Origin of the sequence: Albimonas donghaensis (assembly GCF_900106695.1) — a bacterium.
Lineage (GTDB): Bacteria > Pseudomonadota > Alphaproteobacteria > Rhodobacterales > Rhodobacteraceae > Albimonas > Albimonas donghaensis.
The window spans coordinates 1-18983 of record NZ_FNMZ01000010.1 but is presented as its reverse complement, the minus strand read 5'-3'; the positions used below and the strand labels follow the sequence as shown (position 1 = coordinate 18983).

Annotated in this window: 17 protein-coding genes; 8 read left to right on the top strand and 9 right to left on the bottom strand. The window is 73.4% G+C overall.

What is annotated here, in order from left to right; all coding sequences use genetic code 11:
- The first annotated feature begins 225 nt into the window (after positions 1–225).
- On the top strand, positions 226–843 hold the full coding sequence (locus BLV24_RS22095) for a hypothetical protein (protein WP_176954826.1): 618 nt from the start codon (positions 226–228) through the stop codon (positions 841–843).
- A 983-nt stretch (positions 844–1826) separates the two neighbouring features.
- On the opposite strand, the gene BLV24_RS18560 is transcribed toward BLV24_RS22095, so the two are convergent.
- Positions 1827–2537 (bottom strand): HAD family hydrolase, encoded by a 711-nt coding sequence (locus tag BLV24_RS18560; RefSeq protein ID WP_092684634.1) that lies wholly within the window; start codon positions 2535–2537, stop codon positions 1827–1829.
- A 321-nt stretch (positions 2538–2858) separates the two neighbouring features.
- On the opposite strand from BLV24_RS18560, the gene BLV24_RS18555 reads away from it, so the two are divergent.
- Complete coding sequence (locus tag BLV24_RS18555) at positions 2859–3299, top strand: acyl-CoA thioesterase (protein WP_176954825.1); 441 nt, start codon at positions 2859–2861, stop codon at positions 3297–3299.
- A 350-nt stretch (positions 3300–3649) separates the two neighbouring features.
- Here the strand turns inward: BLV24_RS18555 and thyX are convergent, their stop codons facing one another.
- Positions 3650–4582: an FAD-dependent thymidylate synthase gene (gene thyX / locus BLV24_RS18550; protein WP_092684630.1), complete on the bottom strand. Its 933-nt coding sequence runs from the start codon at positions 4580–4582 to the stop codon at positions 3650–3652.
- 235 nt (positions 4583–4817) lie between these two features.
- Between thyX and BLV24_RS18545 the strand changes: the two genes are divergently transcribed.
- The 3 genes from BLV24_RS18545 to BLV24_RS18535 all read left to right on the top strand — a co-directional run bounded on the left by BLV24_RS18545 (position 4818) and on the right by BLV24_RS18535 (position 7704).
- Positions 4818–5246, top strand: a complete 429-nt coding sequence (locus tag BLV24_RS18545; protein WP_092684629.1) for a VOC family protein — start codon at positions 4818–4820, stop codon at positions 5244–5246.
- Positions 5247–5686: 440 nt separating this feature from the next.
- The gene (locus BLV24_RS18540; protein ID WP_245710660.1) at positions 5687–6388 is read left to right on the top strand and encodes a DUF1194 domain-containing protein; all 702 of its coding nucleotides are present in this window, start codon (positions 5687–5689) and stop codon (positions 6386–6388) included.
- A 659-nt stretch (positions 6389–7047) separates the two neighbouring features.
- Positions 7048–7704 carry a DUF1194 domain-containing protein gene (locus tag BLV24_RS18535; RefSeq protein WP_176954824.1) on the top strand — a complete coding sequence of 219 codons (657 nt, stop codon included), beginning with the start codon at positions 7048–7050 and terminating at the stop codon, positions 7702–7704.
- 60 nt (positions 7705–7764) lie between these two features.
- Here BLV24_RS18535 and BLV24_RS18530 read toward each other — a convergent pair whose 3' ends face one another.
- The 5 genes from BLV24_RS18530 to murA form a co-directional block, all read right to left on the bottom strand.
- Positions 7765–8157, bottom strand: coding sequence for a histidine triad nucleotide-binding protein (locus BLV24_RS18530; protein WP_092684623.1), 393 nt, complete (start codon positions 8155–8157; stop codon positions 7765–7767).
- A 321-nt stretch (positions 8158–8478) separates the two neighbouring features.
- On the bottom strand, positions 8479–11379 hold the full coding sequence (gene polA, locus BLV24_RS18525) for a DNA polymerase I (protein WP_092684621.1): 2901 nt from the start codon (positions 11377–11379) through the stop codon (positions 8479–8481).
- A gap of 2 nt (positions 11380–11381) precedes the next feature.
- Complete coding sequence (locus tag BLV24_RS18520; protein ID WP_092684619.1) at positions 11382–11579, bottom strand: zinc-finger domain-containing protein; 198 nt, start codon at positions 11577–11579, stop codon at positions 11382–11384.
- Positions 11580–11794: 215 nt separating this feature from the next.
- Positions 11795–12655 carry a sulfotransferase family protein gene (locus BLV24_RS18515; RefSeq protein ID WP_092684617.1) on the bottom strand — a complete coding sequence of 287 codons (861 nt, stop codon included), beginning with the start codon at positions 12653–12655 and terminating at the stop codon, positions 11795–11797.
- Positions 12656–12868: 213 nt separating this feature from the next.
- Positions 12869–14134, bottom strand: a complete 1266-nt coding sequence (gene murA / locus BLV24_RS18510) for a UDP-N-acetylglucosamine 1-carboxyvinyltransferase (RefSeq protein ID WP_092684615.1) — start codon at positions 14132–14134, stop codon at positions 12869–12871.
- Between the two features lie 513 nt (positions 14135–14647).
- Between murA and BLV24_RS18505 the strand changes: the two genes are divergently transcribed.
- Together BLV24_RS18505 and BLV24_RS18500 are read left to right on the top strand one after the other, a co-directional pair.
- Positions 14648–15304, top strand: coding sequence for an HAD-IA family hydrolase (locus tag BLV24_RS18505; RefSeq protein ID WP_092684613.1), 657 nt, complete (start codon positions 14648–14650; stop codon positions 15302–15304).
- A 426-nt stretch (positions 15305–15730) separates the two neighbouring features.
- The gene (locus BLV24_RS18500) at positions 15731–16018 is read left to right on the top strand and encodes an SWEET family sugar transporter (protein ID WP_092684611.1); all 288 of its coding nucleotides are present in this window, start codon (positions 15731–15733) and stop codon (positions 16016–16018) included.
- Between the two features lie 63 nt (positions 16019–16081).
- Here the strand turns inward: BLV24_RS18500 and BLV24_RS18495 are convergent, their stop codons facing one another.
- Both BLV24_RS18495 and BLV24_RS18490 read right to left on the bottom strand, forming a co-directional pair.
- Positions 16082–16819 carry an FkbM family methyltransferase gene (locus tag BLV24_RS18495; protein WP_143040360.1) on the bottom strand — a complete coding sequence of 246 codons (738 nt, stop codon included), beginning with the start codon at positions 16817–16819 and terminating at the stop codon, positions 16082–16084.
- Between the two features lie 75 nt (positions 16820–16894).
- The gene (locus BLV24_RS18490) at positions 16895–17620 is read right to left on the bottom strand and encodes a hypothetical protein (RefSeq protein ID WP_092684607.1); all 726 of its coding nucleotides are present in this window, start codon (positions 17618–17620) and stop codon (positions 16895–16897) included.
- Positions 17621–17776: 156 nt separating this feature from the next.
- Here BLV24_RS18490 and BLV24_RS18485 point away from each other — a divergent pair, with 156 nt between their 5' ends.
- A complete protein-coding gene (locus BLV24_RS18485) occupies positions 17777–18700 on the top strand; it encodes a hypothetical protein (RefSeq protein ID WP_092684605.1) in 924 nt (307 codons plus the stop codon).
- The last annotated feature ends 283 nt before the right edge of the window (positions 18701–18983 follow it).

Sequence of the window (18983 nt, the reverse complement as noted above, 5' to 3'; positions counted from 1 at the left end):
CGGGCGTTATATGGGTATGGCGGCAGGGTCGAACGACGCGCCGCGTTCAACCTAACCCGGAGCGCGCATGAAGGGCAATCGCCGCGCGTCCGGCGGTTTCTGAAGGAATCATGAACAATTATCTGGTCATGAGGCAGGGGCTTCGTTAACCTCGGACCGTGTACAAGGCGTAGTTGTAGTGTTGCCTGGTGTGGAGTGTTTGGCGTGCGTGGTGACGACAGACTCATGACGATCCTGACCGGGATCGTATTGACCGTCGCGCTCGGCGCAGTGGCGCAGCGTGGCGAAATCTTCGGAAATCTTGGCGTCGGGCCTGGCTTCGACCCGCGCGACGATGTCGTCGCGGCGGCGGCCGACGGCGCCTACATGATCGACGTGACGGCCAATGATCGCGGCGCAACGCGCGAGGATGGCCACCGCGTGCTGATCCTCGCCGCCCCCGGATGCGGCGTCGCCTATCGGCGCGACGGCCAGGTGCTTTACGACGGCGCCGGCTGCATCGGCGCCCAGCGGCTGAGCTACTGCGTCGCCCAGGGCGACGACTGCCGGGGCGCCGAGCTGACCATTCTTCTGCGCGAGGGCGAGGATGCGGCCATGGCCGCGCCGTCCAGCGTTTCCGACACGCCCGTGACCAGACTGGCGGAGGCGCCGTCGCATGAGTGGCTGGCCTCGGTTTCGGCCACGCCGTCGCGGGGCGGGTTCAGCGATGCGCCCGAGCGCCGCGCGGACGAGCGGCCGCTGGCCGGCCTGACCTCGGCGCTGGGATCGCTGGCGCCGGACGCCGGGACGGAGGTTTCGGGCACGGACGACGGAATGGCGGAGGCGCGGCCAAACGCCGATTGATCCCGCCGCGCCGCGCGCTGGCGGGGCACGCAGACACCAGATGGCCTGACCGGCGCCGAAAGGCGTCCGGGACTGGCCGGGGGAAGGCGGGGTTCGCCCCGTCCGCGCCGGAGACGCAGGGGAGCGTGTCCGGCGTTTTGCGTTTGCGGGCAGGGGGCGCGGGGCGGGCGCGGGACGGCGTTCGCGGACCCAAAGGCCCCAGCCATCCTCCCGCCGCAGGGCGTTGAGCGCGCGCAGTCGGAAGGGCTGAGGCCGAACGCGGCGCCACCCTGCGAGATCTTCGTCATGGCCGTGCCGGCGGCCCGGAAGCCGGGGGGGCGCGCAGGGCGCCTGTCAGCGGGTCGCCCTCCGGGGCGACGGCGAAGGCGACGTTGATCAGGGCGCGAAAGGATCCTGGCCTCTAAGTCGAAGATGGGGAACGATTTTTCGCAGGTGCGAACCTTGTCGGCGGCGGTCTCGGGGATGTCCTTGGCCTGCCGGCAGGGGGGCGCCATCGCCGGAACGGGGCGTTCGAGGCCGCCTCTTCCGCCCGAATGCCCGCGCCCGGAGGCGGCCGGCGTTGTCCACGTGTTCCCCCCGGTCGCGGCTCGCGATCCCGTCATCGGGGCGGTGGGCGAGCGCCTTGGCCTTTCCATGTTCGCGCCCCGTCAGGCCCAGCTTGCGGGCGGAGCGCGGCGGGGCCGGGGGCCGCGCGTCGTCGGGCCCGAGGGTGGCGGAAGGAGCGCCCGCGCGGCGCGGCGTGGGGGGCGCTGAACGGAACCGGGCCCGGAAGGGCGGGGGCGCGGTTCGGTCGGGCGGCAGGGTCGATCAGGCTGGGGCAGGGGCTGGTCGAAGGCAAGTCCGGTGGACCGGCCCTGCGGGAGCGGCGGCCGGCCGGGCGCGGGCTCCTAAGCGACGCGGACCGGGACGGGGCCTCTCCGTCGCGGCGGGCGGCGCCCTCCGCCGTTCGCGCGGGCGATAGGGGGGCTCCGCGCGCCGCGGTCTCAGCCCAGCAGGGCGGGCAGGTCGGCGATCGAGGCGATGACGTGGTCGGCGCCGGGGGCCAGGGTCGCGGCGTCGGCCGGGCCGGTCAGCACGCCGACCACCAGCCCCGCCCCTGCCGCGCGCCCGGCGCCGAGGTCGTGGATGCTGTCGCCGATCATCGCGACTTCGCCCGGCGCAACGCCCACCGCCTCGGCGAAGGCCAGCACCATGCCGGGACCCGGCTTCAGGCCATGGCCGCTGTCATAGCCGGCGACGAAATCGAAGGCCTCGGCGATGCCCAGCGCGGCCATGTGGGCGCGGGCCGGGGCCTCGGCGTCATGGGTGGCGATGCCCAGCTTCAGGCCGCGGGCGCGGAACCCGGCCATCAGCCCGGCCATGTCGGGGGCCGCGGGCTGGGGGCCGGCCTGCGCGGCCTCCGCGGCGCGGCGGTTGGCCTCGATCTCGATGCGGCGGGCGTCGGCGCCGGGCAGTTCGGCGGCCCAGATCGCCGCGACCTCGGCCGTCGAACCCGCCACGATCGGCGACCCCGCCCGGAACCGCCCGGAAACCGGATCGAGCCCGGCAATGTCCGACAGCCGGTCGCGCAGGGCGGCGCGGTCGGGGCCGTCGCCGGGGACGAGATCGGTCAGCACCTCGCGCACGAAGCCCCGCCAGGTGGCGTCGAAGTCGAGCAGGGTTCCGTCCTTGTCGAACAGGATGGCGCGGATCATCGGCGGCTCCGGGTGCGGCTGCGGGGCGTCTGGGTCGTCCGAGGTGATAGCGCGGAGCGGGGGGCGACGGAAGGCGGGCGGGGGCGATGGAGTGCGGGACGCGGGCGGGGGACGGGGCGGGCGCCGCCGCGGCAAGGCGTCCGGCGGGCGCGGGGCCTGCGGGGCTTGCCCCGGGGCGGGCGGCGTTGGAGGATGCATTCCCGCGGGTATGTCGCCCGCGCGGTTCTTCCCGCCGGCCCGTCCGGCCCGCCCGATGGCCGGAAGCGCGCGCAGACGCGCTTCGGCCGACGCCCTGCAAGACAACCCGAGGAAACCGCCCAGATGAAAGCCCCGCGCCCCTCTCGCGCCGACTACGCGCGCTTCGTGCCGATGACCACGCGGCTGAGGGACAACGATCAGTACATGCACATGAACAATGTCGTGTATTACGAATACTTCGATTCCGCCGTGAACGAGTGGCTGATGGAGGTCCCCAAGCTGATCCTTCCCGACGGCCCCTGCATCGGCATCGTCGCCGACACGCAATGCACCTTCTACGCCGAGGTGAAGTGGCCGCAGCGGGTCGAGGTGGCGATGCGGATGGATCGGATCGGCAATTCCTCGCTGACCTACGGGCTGGCCATGTTCGCCGAGGGCGAGGAGCTGGCCAACGCCGCATGCCGCTACGTGCATGTCTATTGCGACGGCAAGATCCGTCGGCCCGAGCCGCTGCCGCAATTCCTCATCGATGCGGCCAACACGCTGGTGGTCGCGAAAGGGTGAGGCGAGGGCGCGCGCCGCTGCGCGAGGAGGCCGCGCGACGACCGTTTCGCCAGGCCGCCCCGGGGCGCCCGCGCGGCGTAGCGCCGTCGCGAGGGCGGTGAACGCCCCCCCGCGGCGGGGCGCGCGCGAGCTTGGACGGGAGAGTGGGGGCGCCGCCTGATCGCGCGGGGCGCCGTTGAGCCGGTGGGCCGGTGGGCCGCCGGCGCCCGGGTGACGCGGGATCGCGCCGGCGCCGCCCGGGACGCCGCGGCTCGCGACCCCGGCGCCGCGCCGCGCGGGCGCCCCGGCGCATCCCTTGATCCGGTCGTCGCGCGGCTCCCCCCGCCGAAGCCCGCGCGGCGGCGGGCGCGTCAGTCGGCCAGCGCCGCCTGGAACTCCCGCCATTCGCCCGGGCTCATCCCCGAGCTCTCCTGCGTCACCGACTCGCCGGCCAGCATCCGCTTCAGGCAGCCCATGGCCGAGGCCGAGAACTGCACCGAGCCCAGCCGGTATTCCTCGAACGCCTCGTAGGCCGCCGGGACCCAGGCCCTGGCCAGCTCGCACATGATGTCCGCATAGACCCGGATCTCGTACTGCGCATGGGGATCGGCCCGCAGCCGCAGGAAGTGGAACAGGTTGTGCAGGTCGATCTTCCAGTACCACTGGGTGTAGACGTTGGCGGTCAGGTTCATCCGCGCCAGCTCCCGCGCCAGCCCGGCCTTGTCCGGATCGGCGGGCGAGCCGTCCGCCGTCTCGTTCAGCATGCCGGCGTAGTGGTCGTAGCAACGCGCGCTGTCCTCGCGCAGCATGCGCAGGACGGCCTCGGCCTCCGCCCCCTCCAGCACGTCGCCCCGGCCCTGCCGGTTATTGGACGCCTGGGCCGCCAGATGCTCCGGCGCCGGGATGTAGAACTCCCGGTCCAGGATCGAATAGCGCGCCGAGTACTCGTTGACGTTGGCGGTGCGGTGCCGGATCCATTGCCGGGCCACGAAGATCGGCAGCTTCACATGCAGCTTGATCTCGCACATCTCGAAGGGGGTCGAGTGCCAGTGGCGCATGAGGTAGCGGATCAGGCCGCGGTCGTCGCGGGCCTTGCGGGTGCCGGCGCCGTAGGACACGCGGGCCGCCTGCACGATGGCCGCGTCGTCGCCCATGTAGTCCACCACGCGCACGAAGCCGTGGTCGAGCGCCGGCAGCGCCTCGTATAGCCGCTGCTCCAGTCCCTCGGCCACGGGCCGCAAGGTGGTCCGCGTGGCGGCGCGGCTGGCGTCGATCTCGGCCTGGTGTTCGGGGCTCAACGTCATCCGCACGATCTCCCTTGTCAGCGCATTCCGGCTTTATACCGGATGAGCCGACGTCGCAAAGGCGTGCTGTCGGAGGAACCGCCCGCGGCATGACGACCGGCGTCAGGGCGGTGGACCGGCGCCGATAGCAGGCTAGTGTAGTCCATGGGCCGGCGCCGAGCGGGCGTCCGCCGCCAGACCGAATTTTCGCGCCCTCTCCCGCGTCCGGCGCGGCGGGCGCAGAAGGAGCCCCCAGATGAAGATCGAATATCTCCACACCATGGTGCGCGTTAAGGACATAGAAGCCTCAAAGGCCTTCTACTGCGACCTGCTGGGGTTGGAGGAGGTCCGCCGCGTGGACAGCGAAGCCGGGAAATTCACGTTGGTTTTCCTCGCCCCCCCGGGGCAGGAGGACGCGGCGGTGGAACTGACCTACAACTGGGGGTCCGATGAGGACTACCAGGGCGGCCGCAACTTCGGCCACCTCGCCTATGCGGTCGAGAATATCTACGACATGTGCGCGAAGCTTCAGGCCGGCGGGGTGGTGATCAACCGTCCGCCGCGCGACGGGCGCATGGCCTTCGTGAAAAGCCCCGACGGGATCTCGGTCGAGCTTCTGCAGATGGGCGAGTCCCTGCCGCCCGCCGAGCCGTGGGCGAGCATGGAGAACACCGGAACCTGGTGATCCGCATGCCGCATCCCCCCGGCCTCCGCGCCTTCCTCTCCCGGTTTTCGCCCCGGCGCCGCGCGCGTCCGGTCGGCGCGAGGCGGGAGGAGCGACGACGCGGGCCGGGGGATGCGGAGGGGCGGGCGCGGGGGCTGATGGCCCCAGCGCCCGCCCCGGTCAGCCCGCGCGCCGGGGGCGGGAGCGCCCTCCGTCTTCCTGGCGCGTTCGTCAACGGCCGTGCCGCGGGGCGCCGCGGCGTCGGGGATCGCGCCGATCCAGCCCCCGTTGATCCGCCGGCGGAGAGACCCCCGCACGCAAGGCGCGTCGCCGCCATCCCCGCCGGGCTCGCCGCGGTTCTCCCGGCGGTCCTTCCGTCTTCCCCGTTTCGCCCGATCCCGCGCCGCGCCCCCCGGCCGGGCGCCCTCGCTCCCCGGCGACCCGGCGCGCCCGTCGCCGCGTTGCGCTGCGCCGTCGCGGGCGCGGTCCTCGCCGTCGGCGCGGGGGCGGCGGCCCCGGCCTCGGCGTGCTCGCTGGCGCTGGCTCTGGCGCTCGACGTCTCCTCCTCCGTCGATCCGACCGAATACGGGCTGCAGGCCGACGGTCTCGCCTCGGCGCTGGAGGATCCGGATGTGAAGGAGGCGATCCTGGCCCCCGGCGGGTTCGTGACCATCGCCGTCTACGAATGGTCGGGACGCTGGCAGCACGAGGTCGTCGCCGGCTGGACCGCGCTCAACACCCCCGCTGAGATCGACGCGCTCGCCGCCCGCATCCGCGGCTTCGGGCGCAGCCATGCCGACTACCCGACCGCGCTGGGCCATGCCATCGGCTTCGCCGCGCGCCTGCTGAAGGAGGCGCCGGTCTGCGATCGCAGGGTGCTCGACATATCGGGCGACGGCGCCAACAACGACGGCTACGAACCCCTGCACGCCTATCGCAATTTCGAGCTTCAGGACGTGACGGTGAACGCGCTGGTGGTCGGCGGCATCGCCCGCCCGCAGCTGCGGCGCTATTTCGAGACCACGGTCATCAAGGGCCCCGGCGCCTTCGTGGAGGTGGCGCGCGACTACCGAGACTACGCCCGCGCCATGAAGCGCAAGCTGCTGCGGGAGATCCGGCCGCCCATGGCCATCGGCCTGCTGATGCGGGACGGCCCGGGGTGAGCCCGCGCGGCGGGGCGGGACGCGGGCCGGCACGCGGTTTCGGCGGCCCGGGTCGGTCGGGCGCGGCGCGCCGCGCGCCGTCGCGCCCCGTCCCTTCGGCGTCGCTCCCCCCTGTCGCGCGATGGACCGTCATCCGGCCTTCTTCCGAGGCGCCTTCCGCCGCCCCGGCGACCGAACCGCGCGGCGGCGGCGCCCCGGGCTCCCTCCGCCGTTCCGCCACCCGTTCCGCGCGTGTTGGCTTGTTGTCCTGCTTCGAGGCGTTGCGGCGACCGACGGGGGCTCCCCGACCCGTCTCGCCCAGGCGGCGCGCGTCTGCGCCAAGCCGCGCCCGCCCGCCGCGGGCTTGGAGGCCGCTGTCGGGAATGCGGATGATCCTGCGCCGGGGCGTTCCGCCCCCGGCTCGCCTGTCGCCGGGCGTCCGCTTTCGCCCCATGCCGCGGTTTCGCGTGCGCGAGCCGCTCCGAGACGTCTCCGCCCGGCGCCCCATCGACACCGCCGCGCGGGCGCTCCGCAGCCGCCAGGCGCCCGGGTCGTCGCGCGGCGTCCGACGTCGGGGGCGCGGCGCGGCGCTTGCGCTGCTCGTCTGCGTCGCCGCCTGGAGCCTCCCCGGCCCGGCGCGGGCCCAGGCGCAGAGCGCGGGACCCGGTTGCGCCCTGGCGTTGGTCCTGGCGCTCGACGTTTCCGGCTCCGTTGATCCGGGCGAATGGCGCCTGCAGGCCGACGGCCTCGCCGACGCCTTCCGCAGCCCGGATCTGCAGGAGGTGGTGAGCGCGCTGGACGGGGACCTCGCCGTCGCCGTCACGCAATGGACCGGCGCCGGGCGCCAGCATCTGGCGTTGGGCTGGACGCGGCTCTCCAGCCCCGCCTCGATGCGCGGCTTCGCCGTGGCGCTGGGCGCCATGCCGCGCGCCTGGCGGCATTTCTCCACCGCCATCGGCGACGCCATAGATCATGCGGTGGGCGTCGGCCGGGCCGCCCCCGAGGACTGCGCGCGCAAGGTGATCGACGTCTCCGGCGACGGCGCCAGCAACGAGGGCGCCGCCCCCGCCGCCGCCCGCCTGCGCGCGCTGGCCGAGGGCTGGACGATCAACGGTCTCGCCATCGCCGGGGCCGATCCGCCCCCTGCCGCGCATTACCGGGCCGAGGTCATCATCGGCCCCCGCGCCTTCGTGGAGACCGCCAGGGACTTCGAGGCCTATCCTCCCGCCATTCTCCGCAAGCTGCTGCGCGAGATCCGGGCCGACGCCCTGATCTCGCGAGCCGCGACGCCGAAGGCGCCGCGTCTCGCGGGCCTCGCACCCGCGCCGCGCCGCTGATCGAAATGCCGGGCGGGGCCGGGGCGGGACCCGGGCGGGAGGACATCCCGGACGGCGGGGTCAGCGCGCCCGGCCGGGGACCGAGACCATGCGGCCCAGGAAGGCCCCCCCGAAGATGTGGATGTGCAGGTGCGGCACCTCCTGATGCGCGTCCGGGCCGGCATTGGACAGGATCCGGTAGCCGTTCCCGCCCTCGCTCTCGGGATGGCCGAGCATCTTCGCGACCTCGCCCACGCAGCGGGTGAAATCGACGATCTCCTCGGCCGAGGCCTCCAGCGCGAAATGGTCGTAGTTCACATAGGCGCCCTTGGGGATCACCAGCACATGGGTCGGGGCCTGCGGGTTGATGTCGTGGAAGGCGAGCGAGCGCTCGGTCTCGTGCACCTTCTTGCAGGGGATCTCGCCGCGCAGGATCTTGGCGAAGATGTTCTGGTCGTCATAGGCGTAGGGCATCGAAGGCTCCGGAGCGGGAACGGGCGGGGCGCGGCGGCCCCGGGTCATGGCCGGTCAGGCGTAGCGCAAGGCGTGGGCGGGCGTCCACCGCATCGGCACCGCATCGGCGCCCCGTGCCGGGGCATTCCTATCTCTCCGGCCATGAATGGCCTTCGGGCGCCCCTCCCCGTGGGGGAGGGGTAGGCGGCGCTTCCATCGGCTGACGTCGCGCGGATCGGTTTCGGGTCGGGAAACGGCGTCGCGCGCGACCCCGGCGCCCCGCCGCGCGGGCGGGACGGCGCGGCCTGGCGGATGCGGGACGCGCGGCGCCCGCGCAGGGGATCAGTGCGCGGCGGCCCAGTTCTTGCCCTGGCCCGCGTCCACCACCAGCGGCGTGGCCAGCGAGACGGCGGGATGGGCCGCGCCCTCCATCGCCGCGCGCACCACGTCGATGGTCTTTTCGGCTTCGGCCTCGGGAACCTCGAACAGCAGTTCGTCATGGACCTGGAGCAGCATCCGGCCCGAAAGCCCGGCGGCTTCCATCGCCGGCTCCACCCGCACCATCGCCCGCCGGATCACGTCCGCCGCGGAGCCCTGGATCGGCGCGTTGATCGCGGCGCGCTGGGCGAAGCTCGCCCGCGGGCCCTTGGCGCCGATCTCGGGCATGTGGATGCGCCGGCCGAACAGGGTTTCGACATAGCCCTTCTCCTTCGCCCCCGCGACGGTCGCGTCCATATAGGCGCGGATGCCGGGGAACTTCGCGAAATAGGCGTCGATGAAGGCCTTGGCCTCGTCGCGGGGGATGCGCAGGTTGTTGGCCAGCCCGAAGGCCGAGATCCCGTAGATCACCCCGAAATTGATCGCCTTGGCCTGGCGGCGGATCTCCGGCGTCATCTGGTCCATCGGCACGCCGAACACTTCCGAGGCGGTCATGGCGTGGATGTCCTGCCCGTCCTTGAACGCCTGCTTCAGCGCGTCGATTCCGGCGATATGGGCGAGGATGCGCAGTTCGATCTGGGAATAGTCGAGGCTGACGATCACGTTCCCCGGCTCGGCCACGAAGGCCTCGCGGATCTCGCGGCCCTCTTCCGAGCGGACGGGGATGTTCTGCAGGTTCGGATCGGTGGAGGCGAGCCGCCCGGTCGAGGTGGCGGCGAGGCTGAACGACGTGTGGACCCGCCCCGTATCCGGGTTGATATGGGTCTGCAGCGCGTCGGTATAGGTGGATTTCAGCTTGGAGACCTGGCGCCAGTCCAGCACCCGCGCCGCGAGGTCCGAGCCCTGTTCGGCGGCCAGCGTCTCCAGCACATCCGCCCCCGTGCCCCAGGCGCCGTTCTTGCCCTTCTTGCCGCCCGGCATCTCCATTTTCTCGAACAGGATCTCGCCGAGCTGCTTGGGGGAGCCGACGTTGAAGCTCTGCCCCGCCAGCTCCTGGATCTCCGCCTCCAGCCCCGCCATGCGCTGGGCGAAGCGGGAGGACAGGCGCGAGAGCTGGTCTCGGTCGACCTTGATCCCCGCCATCTCCATGCGCGCGAGCACGGGGACCAGGGGGCGTTCCATCACCTCGTAGACCGCCGCCACTTTCTCCTTCGCCAGCCGGGGCTTGAGGATGCGGTGCAGGCGAAGGGTGACGTCGGCGTCCTCGGCCGCGTAGGGGGCGGCCTTGTCGATGGGCACGCGGTCGAAGGTGATCGCGGATTTGCCGGTCCCCAGCAGGGTCTTGATCGGGATCGGCTGGTGCGACAGGAAGCGGTCGGACAGCGCGTCCATGCCGTGGGAATGCAGGCCGGAGCCGAGCGCGTAGCTCATCAGCATGGTGTCGTCGATGGGCGCGACGGGCGTGCCGTGGCGGGCCAGCACCTTGAGGTCGTATTTCAGGTTCTGCCCGATCTTGAGGATCGCCGGATCGGCCAGCATCGGGCGCAGCATCGCCAACGCCTCCTCCCGGTCCATCTGGCCGGGCGCGCGGGCGGCGGGGGCGGAGAGCAGGTCGCCGTCGGCGGTCCCCCCCTCCATATGCGCCAGCGGGATGTAGCAGGCCTGGCCGGGCTCGACCGAGAGCGACACGCCGACCAGATCGGCCTGCATCTCGTCGAGCGAGGTGGTCTCGGTGTCCACCGCCACCCAGCCGCGGGCCTCGATGCGGTCGAGCCAGACCTGGAGGGCGGCGGCGTCGCGCACGACCTCGTAGGCCTCCGGGTCGATGGGCGCCTTCAGCGCGGGGTCTTCCCAGTCGGCGGAGGCCGCGGCGCCGGATTCGGCGGATTTGGGACCGGCGGCGGCGGCGGCGGACGAGCCTTCGGGCGCCGCGGCGGGGGGCAGGTCGGAGACGCCGAGCCGCTCGGCCACCCGCGCGGTCAGGGTGCGGAACTCCATCAGCCGCAGGAAGCCCAGCAGCGTGTCCGGGTCCGGGTCGCGCAGGGCGAAATCGGCCGGGCCGTCGGTGACGGGCGCCTCGGCGCAGAGCGTCACCAGCTCGCGCGAGGTGCGGACCTGGTCGGCGTTGTCGATCAGGGTCTGGCGGCGCTTGGGCTGCTTGATCTCCTCGGCGCGGGCAAGCAGCGTGTCGAGGTCTCCGTATTCGTTGATCAGCAGGGCCGCGGTCTTCAGGCCGATGCCGGGCGCGCCGGGCACGTTGTCGACCGAATCCCCGGCCAGCGCCTGCACGTCGATCACCCGATCCGGGCCGACGCCGAATTTCTCGCGCACGCCCTCGGCCCCGATGATCTCGTCGCCCTGGCCCTTGAGACCGGGTTTGCAGATCGACACCAGGTCGGTGACCAGCTGCATCAGATCCTTGTCGGAGCTGACGATGGTCACGCGGGCGCCGGCCTCCTCGGCCATGCGGGCGTAGGTGGCGATGAGGTCGTCGGCCTCGTAGCCCTCCATCTCGATGCAGGGCAGGTTGAAGGCGCGGGTGGCGTCGCGGATCAGGCCGAACTGGGGACGCAGGTCCTCGGGCGGCTCGGGCCGGTGGGCCTTGTATTCGGGATAGATGTCGGAGCGGAAGGTCTTCGAGGAATGGTCGAAGATCACCGCCGCATGGGTGGGGGCGTCGGCGGCGGCCTGGACGCGGGCCTCCAGCATCTTCTGCAGCATGTTGCAGAAGCCGGCGACCGCGCCGATGGGCAGGCCGTCGGACTTGCGGGTCAGCGCGGGCAGGGCGTGATAGGCGCGGAAGATGAAGCCGGACCCGTCGATCAGCTCCAGATGGTCGCCGGGGCCGATCGCGGGCTCGGCCATGGTCACGATTCCGGAGTGGAGGACGTGTCGGCGGGACCGCCCTTCAGAATGAAGCGCTTGTCGCAATAGCCGCATTCCACGAAGCCGGAGTCGACGGGGATCTGCAGCCAGACGCGGGGATGGCCGAGGGCCGGGCCCGGTCCGTCGCAGGCGATGCGCGATTTGGCGACGATCTCGGTTTCGGGCGCGTCGAGGGTCATGGGCGGGTCTCGCATCAGCTGGAGGCGTTGGCCGCGCATCATAGCGGCGTGGCGGGCGCGGGCAAGGCGGGGAAGGGGCCGCGCGACCACCCGGACAAGGGTGTCGCGGGGGCGCCCGCGCGGCGTGGCGGCCGTCGGGAATGCGGCGCCGGGTGCGGGGGGGAGGGGGGCAGGGGGCAGGGGAGGGGGGCAGGGGGCGGGAGGGCGCGTCTTCGCTACCGCCGCCAGAGCTTGCGGCGCACGGCGCTGTCGATGTCGGAGACGAGATTCGTCAGCCCGTCATGGTCGGGCAGGTGCGCGGCGGCGTCCGCGGCGGGCAGGGCGCCGGCGGGAAGCCCGCCCGCCGCGCCGTCGCCGAAGCCGCGATCCTTCCAGCGGGCGAAGAGCAGGGCGTCGGCGGCGTTCTGCGTCTCGATCTCCGCCACCTCCTCGGGGGACAGGTCCGCCGCGCGCAGGCGTTTGGCCTCGCCGACATTCTCGGATTCGACGGTTTCATCCACGCCGAGCTCCGCCGAGATCCCGGCCAGCGCCTCGTCGCAGCGGCGGTAGGAGCCGACGAAGTGGAAGCCGGTGAAGGCCGCGTCCAGATACAGGAACCGCGCGCGGGTGGAATGGCGGTAGAGCGCGGGGTAGCCGATTTCGAAGTAGCGGTGCAGCAGGAAACGGGTGATCGGGTTGCGCCGCTGGGTGCGCCGCCATTCGGCGAAGGGCGGGGGCGCGGGCTGGCCGCGGGTCTCGTGGCGCATCCAGCGGTAGTTCCAGAAGGACACGAGGAATCCCACCGGGTCGCGGATCAGCACCGAGGGCCGCACCGCGCGCCCCGGGAACTTGTCGGCGAGCGAGCGGGAGAGGGAGTGGCCGGAGACCGCGCGCACCCCGGTCAGGTCTGCGGGGGAAAGGGACGGGTAGCGGTTGCCGATCACGTCGCGCAGCGGGTGGCGCCAGCGGGGAGCGAGCAGGAAGCCCGCGCCCAGCGTCCGCTCGAAATGCCGCTCGACGGTGGTGCCGGCGCATTTGGGGACGTGCAGGAAGAAATGGACCGGGGGCGCGTCGGAGGTCGGGGCGGGGGCGGGCATGACGGGCTCCTCGGGCGGCTCTCGGGGCGCGGAGGCGCCGGGGGACGCCGTGGGACAAGGTGATGAGCCCGGCGGCGGGATGCAAGCGCCCGGATCGCGGGGCGCGCCGCCTGGGGCGGGGGGACGGCGCCGCCGGGCGCCCCGGTCCAGCGCCGCGCGGGCGCCGCGGCGCCGCGCTTGTCCGGTCGGGCGCGCGGCTCCCGCCCGAGGCGGTCAGCGCAGGCGTTCGACCTGGGCGCCGCAGGCCGACAGCTTCTCCTCCAGCCGTTCATAGCCGCGGTCGAGATGGTAGACGCGGCTCACCACCGTCTCCCCCTCCGCCGCGAGCCCGGCGAGGATCAGCGACACCGAGGCCCTCAGGTCCGTCGCCATCACCGGCGCGCCGCGCAACCCGGCCACGCCGTTGATCTTCGCCGTGCCGCCATGCACGTCGATGCGCGCGCCCATGCGGATCAGCTCGGGCGCGTGCATGAAGCGGTTCTCGAAGATCCGCTCCTCCAGCACGCTTTCGCCGCCGGCCAGCGTCAGCATCGCCATCAGCTGCGCCTGAAGGTCGGTGGGGAAGCCCGGATAGGGCTCGGTTATCACGTGCAGGGGACGCAGCGGGGACTCGCCCCGGGTCACGCGGACGCCGCGGGCGGTCTCCTCCAGGCCGAGGCCGGCTTCCTCCAGCCGGTCCCAGAGCGCGCCGATCAGCGGCCGGCCGGCGCCGGTCAGCTCCACCGAGCCGCCGGCGATGGCGGGGGCGATCATGTAGGTGCCCATCTCGATCCGGTCGGCGATCACCGGGTGGGTGGCGCCGTGCAGGGCGTCGACGCCCTCGATGGTGAGGGTCGCGGTCCCGGCGCCGGAGATGCGGGCGCCCATGGCGGTCAGGCAGGCGGCGAGGTCGGCGATCTCGGGCTCCTGCGCGGCGTTCTCGATGACGGTCGTGCCGCGGGCCAGCGTGGCGGCCATCAGCGCGTTCTCGGTGGCCCCGACCGAGACCAGCGGGAAGCGGATCACCGCCCCCTTGAGACCGCCGGCGGGGGCGCGGGCGTGGACATAGCCGTCGCGCAGCTCCAGTTCGGCGCCCATCGCCTCGAAGGCCATCAGGTGCAGGTCGACGGGCCGGGCGCCGATGGCGCAGCCGCCGGGCAGCGACACCTCGGCATGGCCGTGACGCGCCAGCAGCGGACCCAGCACCAGGATCGAGGCGCGCATCTTGCGCACGATGTCGTAGTCGGCGCGGTGCGAGGCGATGGTCTCGGCGCCGATGGCCAGGACGCGGCCGCCCTGCAGGGGGGCGACCTCGCAGCCCAGCGAGGCGAGCAGTTCGGTCATGGTGGCGATATCGGCGAGCCGCGGCGCGTTGGTCAGCGTCAGCGGCGCGTCGGTGAGCAGCGCCGCGGGCATCAGCGCGAGGCAGGCGTTCTTGGCGCCCGAGACGGCGATTTCGCCCGAAAGCGGGCGTCCGCCCGTGACCGCGATCCTGTCCATCCGCCCGTCTCCCGTTCCTGCGCGCCAAGCTGCCGTGGAGGCCGGTGGTATCCCTCCCCTCGGGGCGGCGCAATGACGACGCCGTGGCCGGGATAGGGCGGGGCGCCGAGGGGGCCGGCGCCGTGACGCCGCGTGGGCGGGAGGCCGCGCCTCCGCCGTCGCGCCGCTGGAGATCGGGCGCCGGCGCGGCCCTCGGGCCGGGGCGCGGGTGGACAGGTCCGCGGCGGCGGCGTTGCGCGCCGGGTGCGAGCGAAGCGAGCGCGAAGAGACGGGACGGCGCGGGGAGGGTAGGCGCGGGAAGGGGCGGCCCGCCGGGGCGTCGTCCCTCTCGGGGGCCCGCGCGCCCCCCCACCCCGCGGCGACCCGTCGGCGTTCCGCGTCGCCGCGTCGCTTGCCAGCGCGGAGAGCGCCGCGACAGGGTGCGCGGCGACCGCAGCCGTCCCGCCGCCCTCTCCGCCGCCCCCTTCCGCTGTCCGGCCTTCCTGCGCCGGCGCCCGCGCCAGGAACTTCGCCATGACCCCGACCGCCACCGTTCCCTCACCCGCCGCCGTCACGCCGCCCCGCGCCATGGTCTTCGACATCGGCAACGTCCTGGTCGACTGGCAACCCGCCCGCGTCTACGAGGCGCTGATCCCCGATCCCGCCGCCCGCGCCGCGCTGTTCGAGCGGGTCGACTTCCACAACATGAACCTCGCCGGGGACCGCAACGGCGATCTCGCCGCCGAGGTCGAGGCCCTCGCCGCACGCCACCCCGAGGACGCCGCGCTGATCCGGGCCTGGCGGGCGCGCTGGGACGAGATGTTCGGCCCGGTCCTGCCGGGCGTCGAGGCGCTGTTCCGCGCCACCAGGGCGCTGGGCCTGCCGGTGGTCGCCTTGACCAATTTCGCCGCCGACACGTTCCTGGTCGCCCAGCGGCGATTCCCGATTCTGGCGGAGTTCGACATCGAGGTGGTCAGCGGCCGCGAGGGGACGATCAAGCCCGAGCCCGCCATCTACGAGATTGTCGAGGCGCGCACCGGCCTCGCGGGCCCCGACCTGTTCTTCGCGGATGACAAGCCCGAGAACATCGCCGCCGCGCGGGCCCGCGGATGGCGCGGCCATGTGGTCGATGCGGTCGAGGGCGCCGAGGGTCTCGCCCGGGCGATGCGCGCGGCGGGGCTCGCGGTCTGAGCCGGCGCGCTGATCGGAGGGCGCGGCGACGACGCCCCGGGCGGCGTTCGGCGGGGAGGCCCCGCGAACACCCCCCGCGAACACGCCCGCGCGCACCATCCTCTCGCGTCGGAGCGGCGTCGCGGTCCGCTTCGCCGCGCTCCGCCCCGCAGGCGACCCGGGCGGGGCGCCCGTTCCGGACCGGGCGGGCGGTTCCGCGCGGGCCCGGCGCTTGACGCGAAGACCTCGCCGCTCTCGCCGTCGCCTGACCGCCGCGCGGGCGGAACCGGGCGGCCTGGCGGACGGGCCGGCGCGCGGCCTCCGCGACATGCCGCCCCGCGCCCGGCTGACCGCTTGCGCGCGCGGGTCCCGCGCGTCCAATGCGCCGGGCGCGACGCCCCCGCACCGCGCAAGCCGAACGCAACCGAACCGAGCCCCGAGGCGCCGATGACCGATCCGATCGAAATGATGGGCTACGCCGCCGCGGCGCTGACCACGCTCTCCTTCCTGCCGCAGGTCTTCAAGACCTGGGCCTCGGGCTCGGCCCGCGACCTGTCGCTTGGGATGCTCCTGGCCTTCTTCGCCGGGGTGGACCTGTGGCTGGTCTACGGGCTGGCCATCGGGGACGGGCCGCTCGCCGCCGCCAACGGGGTGACGGCGGCGCTGGTCGCCTCGCTGCTGTTCCTGAAACTGCGGGAAATGGCGCGCGACCGTAATCGCGCCCGCGCCGGCTGACGGTCGCGGGCCCGCGCGCCCAGTCCTTTTCGAAGACGCGCGCAGCCCCTTGCGAAGACGCGCTCAGGCCTTTTCGAAGAATCGCTCCTCCTCGATCTCGCCGGTCGGGCGCCAGCCGGCCGACGCCATCGCCGCGATCACCGCGTCGAGGTTGCGGGCCCGCGTCTCGATCATGGCCACGCCGCGATTGCGCGCGAGAAGGCCCGCCATCCCGGCCAGGGTCGCGGTCTCGTGCCCTTCGACGTCGATTTTGATCGCCAGCACGCGCGCTTCGACCCCGCGCGCGCAGTCCAGGTCGTCGAGCCGCGCCACCCGCACCGTCTCCGAGGCCGAGAAATCCCGCCGCGCCGCCTCCGCGTCCGAGGCGGACAGCGTGGACAGGCCCGAGGACCGCGGGTCGATGGCGATCTCCGCCTCCCCCCCGCGGTCCGAGAGCGCCAGCGCATGCACCCGCGCCCGCCCCTCCAGCCCGTTGAGCCCGAGATTGCGGACCAGCTTGGCGCGGGTGCGGGCGACCGGCTCGAAGGCCTCGATCCGCATCGCGGACCGGGCGAGCCCGAGCGTCACGGAATAGAGCCCGAAATTGGCGCCGATATCGAACAGCAGATCGGCCCCGGCCGCCTCGACCCGTTCGGCGAAGCGGGCGCGCTGCGCGGCCTCGAAGGGCTGGCCGGCCAGCATCCGCCGGTCCAGCCAGTCGCGGGGGTCCAGCTCCCACTGCGCGCCCAGCCGGGCGACCACGCGCGGGCGCCGCCCCAGCCCCGCCACCCGCTTGCGCAGGCTCCACCACAATCTCCGCATAGGTTCCCTCTTTCCCCCCATCGCCCGCTTGCGCGGGTCTTCGCGCCGCCGCCGCCGCCGACGCCGCGCCCCGGGTCAGCCGGTCCGCCGCGCCAGCCACAGCCGCCGGAACAGCCCGTCCCGCCAGCGCAGCGCCCGTCCGTCCAGGTGTCCCACCGTCGCCGGATGGCCCAGCGGGCCGTAGACATGCCCGCCCCCGGCATAGAGTTCGACCACGCCCTCCAGCCCCTCGGCCTTCGCCGCGTCGCGGGGGATGAAGGGCAGCACCCGGGCGCGCGCATGGGCGACGTCCAGCAGGTGCGGATTGTTCGACCGGCCCGAGACCCGGCACATCGGCGCCGCCAGCCCCTCCGCCGGACGCATGAAGTGATCGTAGCCCACCGCCCGGTTCCAGCGCTTGTTGAACCGCAGATGCGTGATGCCGCCCGCCGCCATCGCCCCGGTCAGGGTGCGGAGCGCGTGGGGGATGCGATCGGCCCGGAACACGAAGTCATGTTCGAGCTGGCAGGCATAGGCGCCCTCCGACAGCTCGACCGACCGACGATAGCCGTCGGCGAGCCCGCGGCTGCGATGCACCTCCACCTCATGGCCGGGCAGGGCGGCGCGCACGGTCTCCACCCAGGGCTCGAACGCGTCGGGGTTGGGGTTGGGGTCGCAGAACAGGCGGATGCGCAGGTCGAGATCCGCCGCGTCGGGAAACGTCTCCAGGAAGGAGCGCGCCGCGTGCCCGCCCAGGCAGCGGCCCGGATCGGGCGAGGCCACGTTGGAGAACAGGTTGAGGTTGAACGCTGCGCGCGCCATCGTGCCTCCCGCCACATCGGGGGCGCGCGAGGCGTCCCGCCTCCCGTCTCCCCCCGATCCGGACCCTAGGAGCGCGCGCATGTCGGAGCAACGCCCCCTCGTCATCCAGAAGGGAGGCGGCCGCGGGTCGCGCCCGCGTGTCGGGAAGGGGGGATCATGCTGACCGCGCTGCGCGCCGCCTGGGCGCGGGCCGACTTCGCCCCGTTGCGCGGGGTCGTCGGGCGGGCCGGCGACGCGCTGCGCCCGGCGCCGGACACGGCCCCTCCGGGGGAGAGCGCCGGGACGCGGGTCTGGATCAACCCCGGCTCCGGCGCGCTGTTCCGCGGGCTGACCCCCATCGCCGCCGGCCCCGATGGCGGCGGGCGGGGCGGGCGCGCGGCCCCGCCCTCCGACTGGATCGTGCAGGCCTTCCCCGCGCGCGCGCGCGTTACGCGCGCCATTCCCCTCTGGTATGGCGCGCGGCCCGACCTGCTGGCCCTGCTGGGCGAGGCGCTGCCCCGTCACCTGGCGCGCGAGGCTGCGGGGATCCCGGAAGACGCGGTCTCGGTGATCTCGCTTGGACTGGGGCGGCTCGACTGCGTGCAGGACGCGCTGGCCGCCGGGGTGTTCGCGCCACGGCCCCTGCGGGTCCACGCCTGGGACAAGCTCATCGGGGCCGATGCGGTCCACCCCTGTCCTGTCCCCGGGGCGGCGGAGATGCGGGGCGTGGCCTCGCATCTGCGCGCCTGCTTCGGCATCGCGCCCGACGCGCCCCGCTCCGGTCCTGCTCTGGCGCTCGGGCGGCCCGATGCGCCGGGGATGGCGGAGGCGGTGACTCGCGGGGCGCGGGGGCTCGATCCGTCGGCGGCGAGTCTTTTCGAGATCGTCGCCGCCGCCGCCGCCGCGCCGGAGGCGTTCGCAGGGGGCGAGTCGGAGGCCCTTTGCGTCCGTCTTCTGGCCCCGGAAATCCCTGTCGCCATAACGGCTGAAGCGGAGTCGGACCCGCTGTCGCGAACCCGTCTCGCGGCCGTCGAAAACCAGTTGGAAAACCGAGATGCTTCCGTCACGGAAGCCCGCACCGCGCCGGAGGGCGGTTTGTAAGCCTTTGAAATCAGTCTCTTTTTATCAAAGGGGAAAGAATTCTCAGTTTCTTCAAAAAAGCTGTTGCCACCCCCGGAGAACCTCCTTATACCCCGCCCTCACAGACGGGGCGGCCAACAACGAGGCCGCCGCGGACGGGCCGGAAGGGAAGCGAAAGCGGATCTCACCGGCGGGGCCGAAAGGCTCCTGCTCTTTGACAGTTTTGGATGGGAAGGGACGTGCGGGCGGTTCGAGCCTAATGGGTTTGACCGGCGTTTTAGGACGCTACTGCACGTCACTCGGT

Excerpts from the sequence above, each read along its gene's own strand:
- BLV24_RS22095 (WP_176954826.1), top strand. The coding sequence starts at position 226 with ATGACGATCCTGACCGGGATCGTATTGACCGTCGCGCTCGGCGCAGTG.
- BLV24_RS18560 (WP_092684634.1), bottom strand. The coding sequence starts at position 2,537 with ATGATCCGCGCCATCCTGTTCGACAAGGACGGAACCCTGCTCGACTTC.
- BLV24_RS18555 (WP_176954825.1), top strand. The coding sequence starts at position 2,859 with ATGAAAGCCCCGCGCCCCTCTCGCGCCGACTACGCGCGCTTCGTGCCG.
- thyX (WP_092684630.1), bottom strand. The coding sequence starts at position 4,582 with ATGACGTTGAGCCCCGAACACCAGGCCGAGATCGACGCCAGCCGCGCC.
- BLV24_RS18545 (WP_092684629.1), top strand. The coding sequence starts at position 4,818 with ATGAAGATCGAATATCTCCACACCATGGTGCGCGTTAAGGACATAGAA.
- BLV24_RS18530 (WP_092684623.1), bottom strand. The coding sequence starts at position 8,157 with ATGCCCTACGCCTATGACGACCAGAACATCTTCGCCAAGATCCTGCGC.
- polA (WP_092684621.1), bottom strand. The coding sequence starts at position 11,379 with ATGGCCGAGCCCGCGATCGGCCCCGGCGACCATCTGGAGCTGATCGAC.
- BLV24_RS18520 (WP_092684619.1), bottom strand. The coding sequence starts at position 11,579 with ATGACCCTCGACGCGCCCGAAACCGAGATCGTCGCCAAATCGCGCATC.
- BLV24_RS18515 (WP_092684617.1), bottom strand. The coding sequence starts at position 12,655 with ATGCCCGCCCCCGCCCCGACCTCCGACGCGCCCCCGGTCCATTTCTTC.
- murA (WP_092684615.1), bottom strand. The coding sequence starts at position 14,134 with ATGGACAGGATCGCGGTCACGGGCGGACGCCCGCTTTCGGGCGAAATC.
- BLV24_RS18505 (WP_092684613.1), top strand. The coding sequence starts at position 14,648 with ATGACCCCGACCGCCACCGTTCCCTCACCCGCCGCCGTCACGCCGCCC.
- BLV24_RS18500 (WP_092684611.1), top strand. The coding sequence starts at position 15,731 with ATGACCGATCCGATCGAAATGATGGGCTACGCCGCCGCGGCGCTGACC.
- BLV24_RS18495 (WP_143040360.1), bottom strand. The coding sequence starts at position 16,819 with ATGCGGAGATTGTGGTGGAGCCTGCGCAAGCGGGTGGCGGGGCTGGGG.
- BLV24_RS18490 (WP_092684607.1), bottom strand. The coding sequence starts at position 17,620 with ATGGCGCGCGCAGCGTTCAACCTCAACCTGTTCTCCAACGTGGCCTCG.
- BLV24_RS18485 (WP_092684605.1), top strand. The coding sequence starts at position 17,777 with ATGCTGACCGCGCTGCGCGCCGCCTGGGCGCGGGCCGACTTCGCCCCG.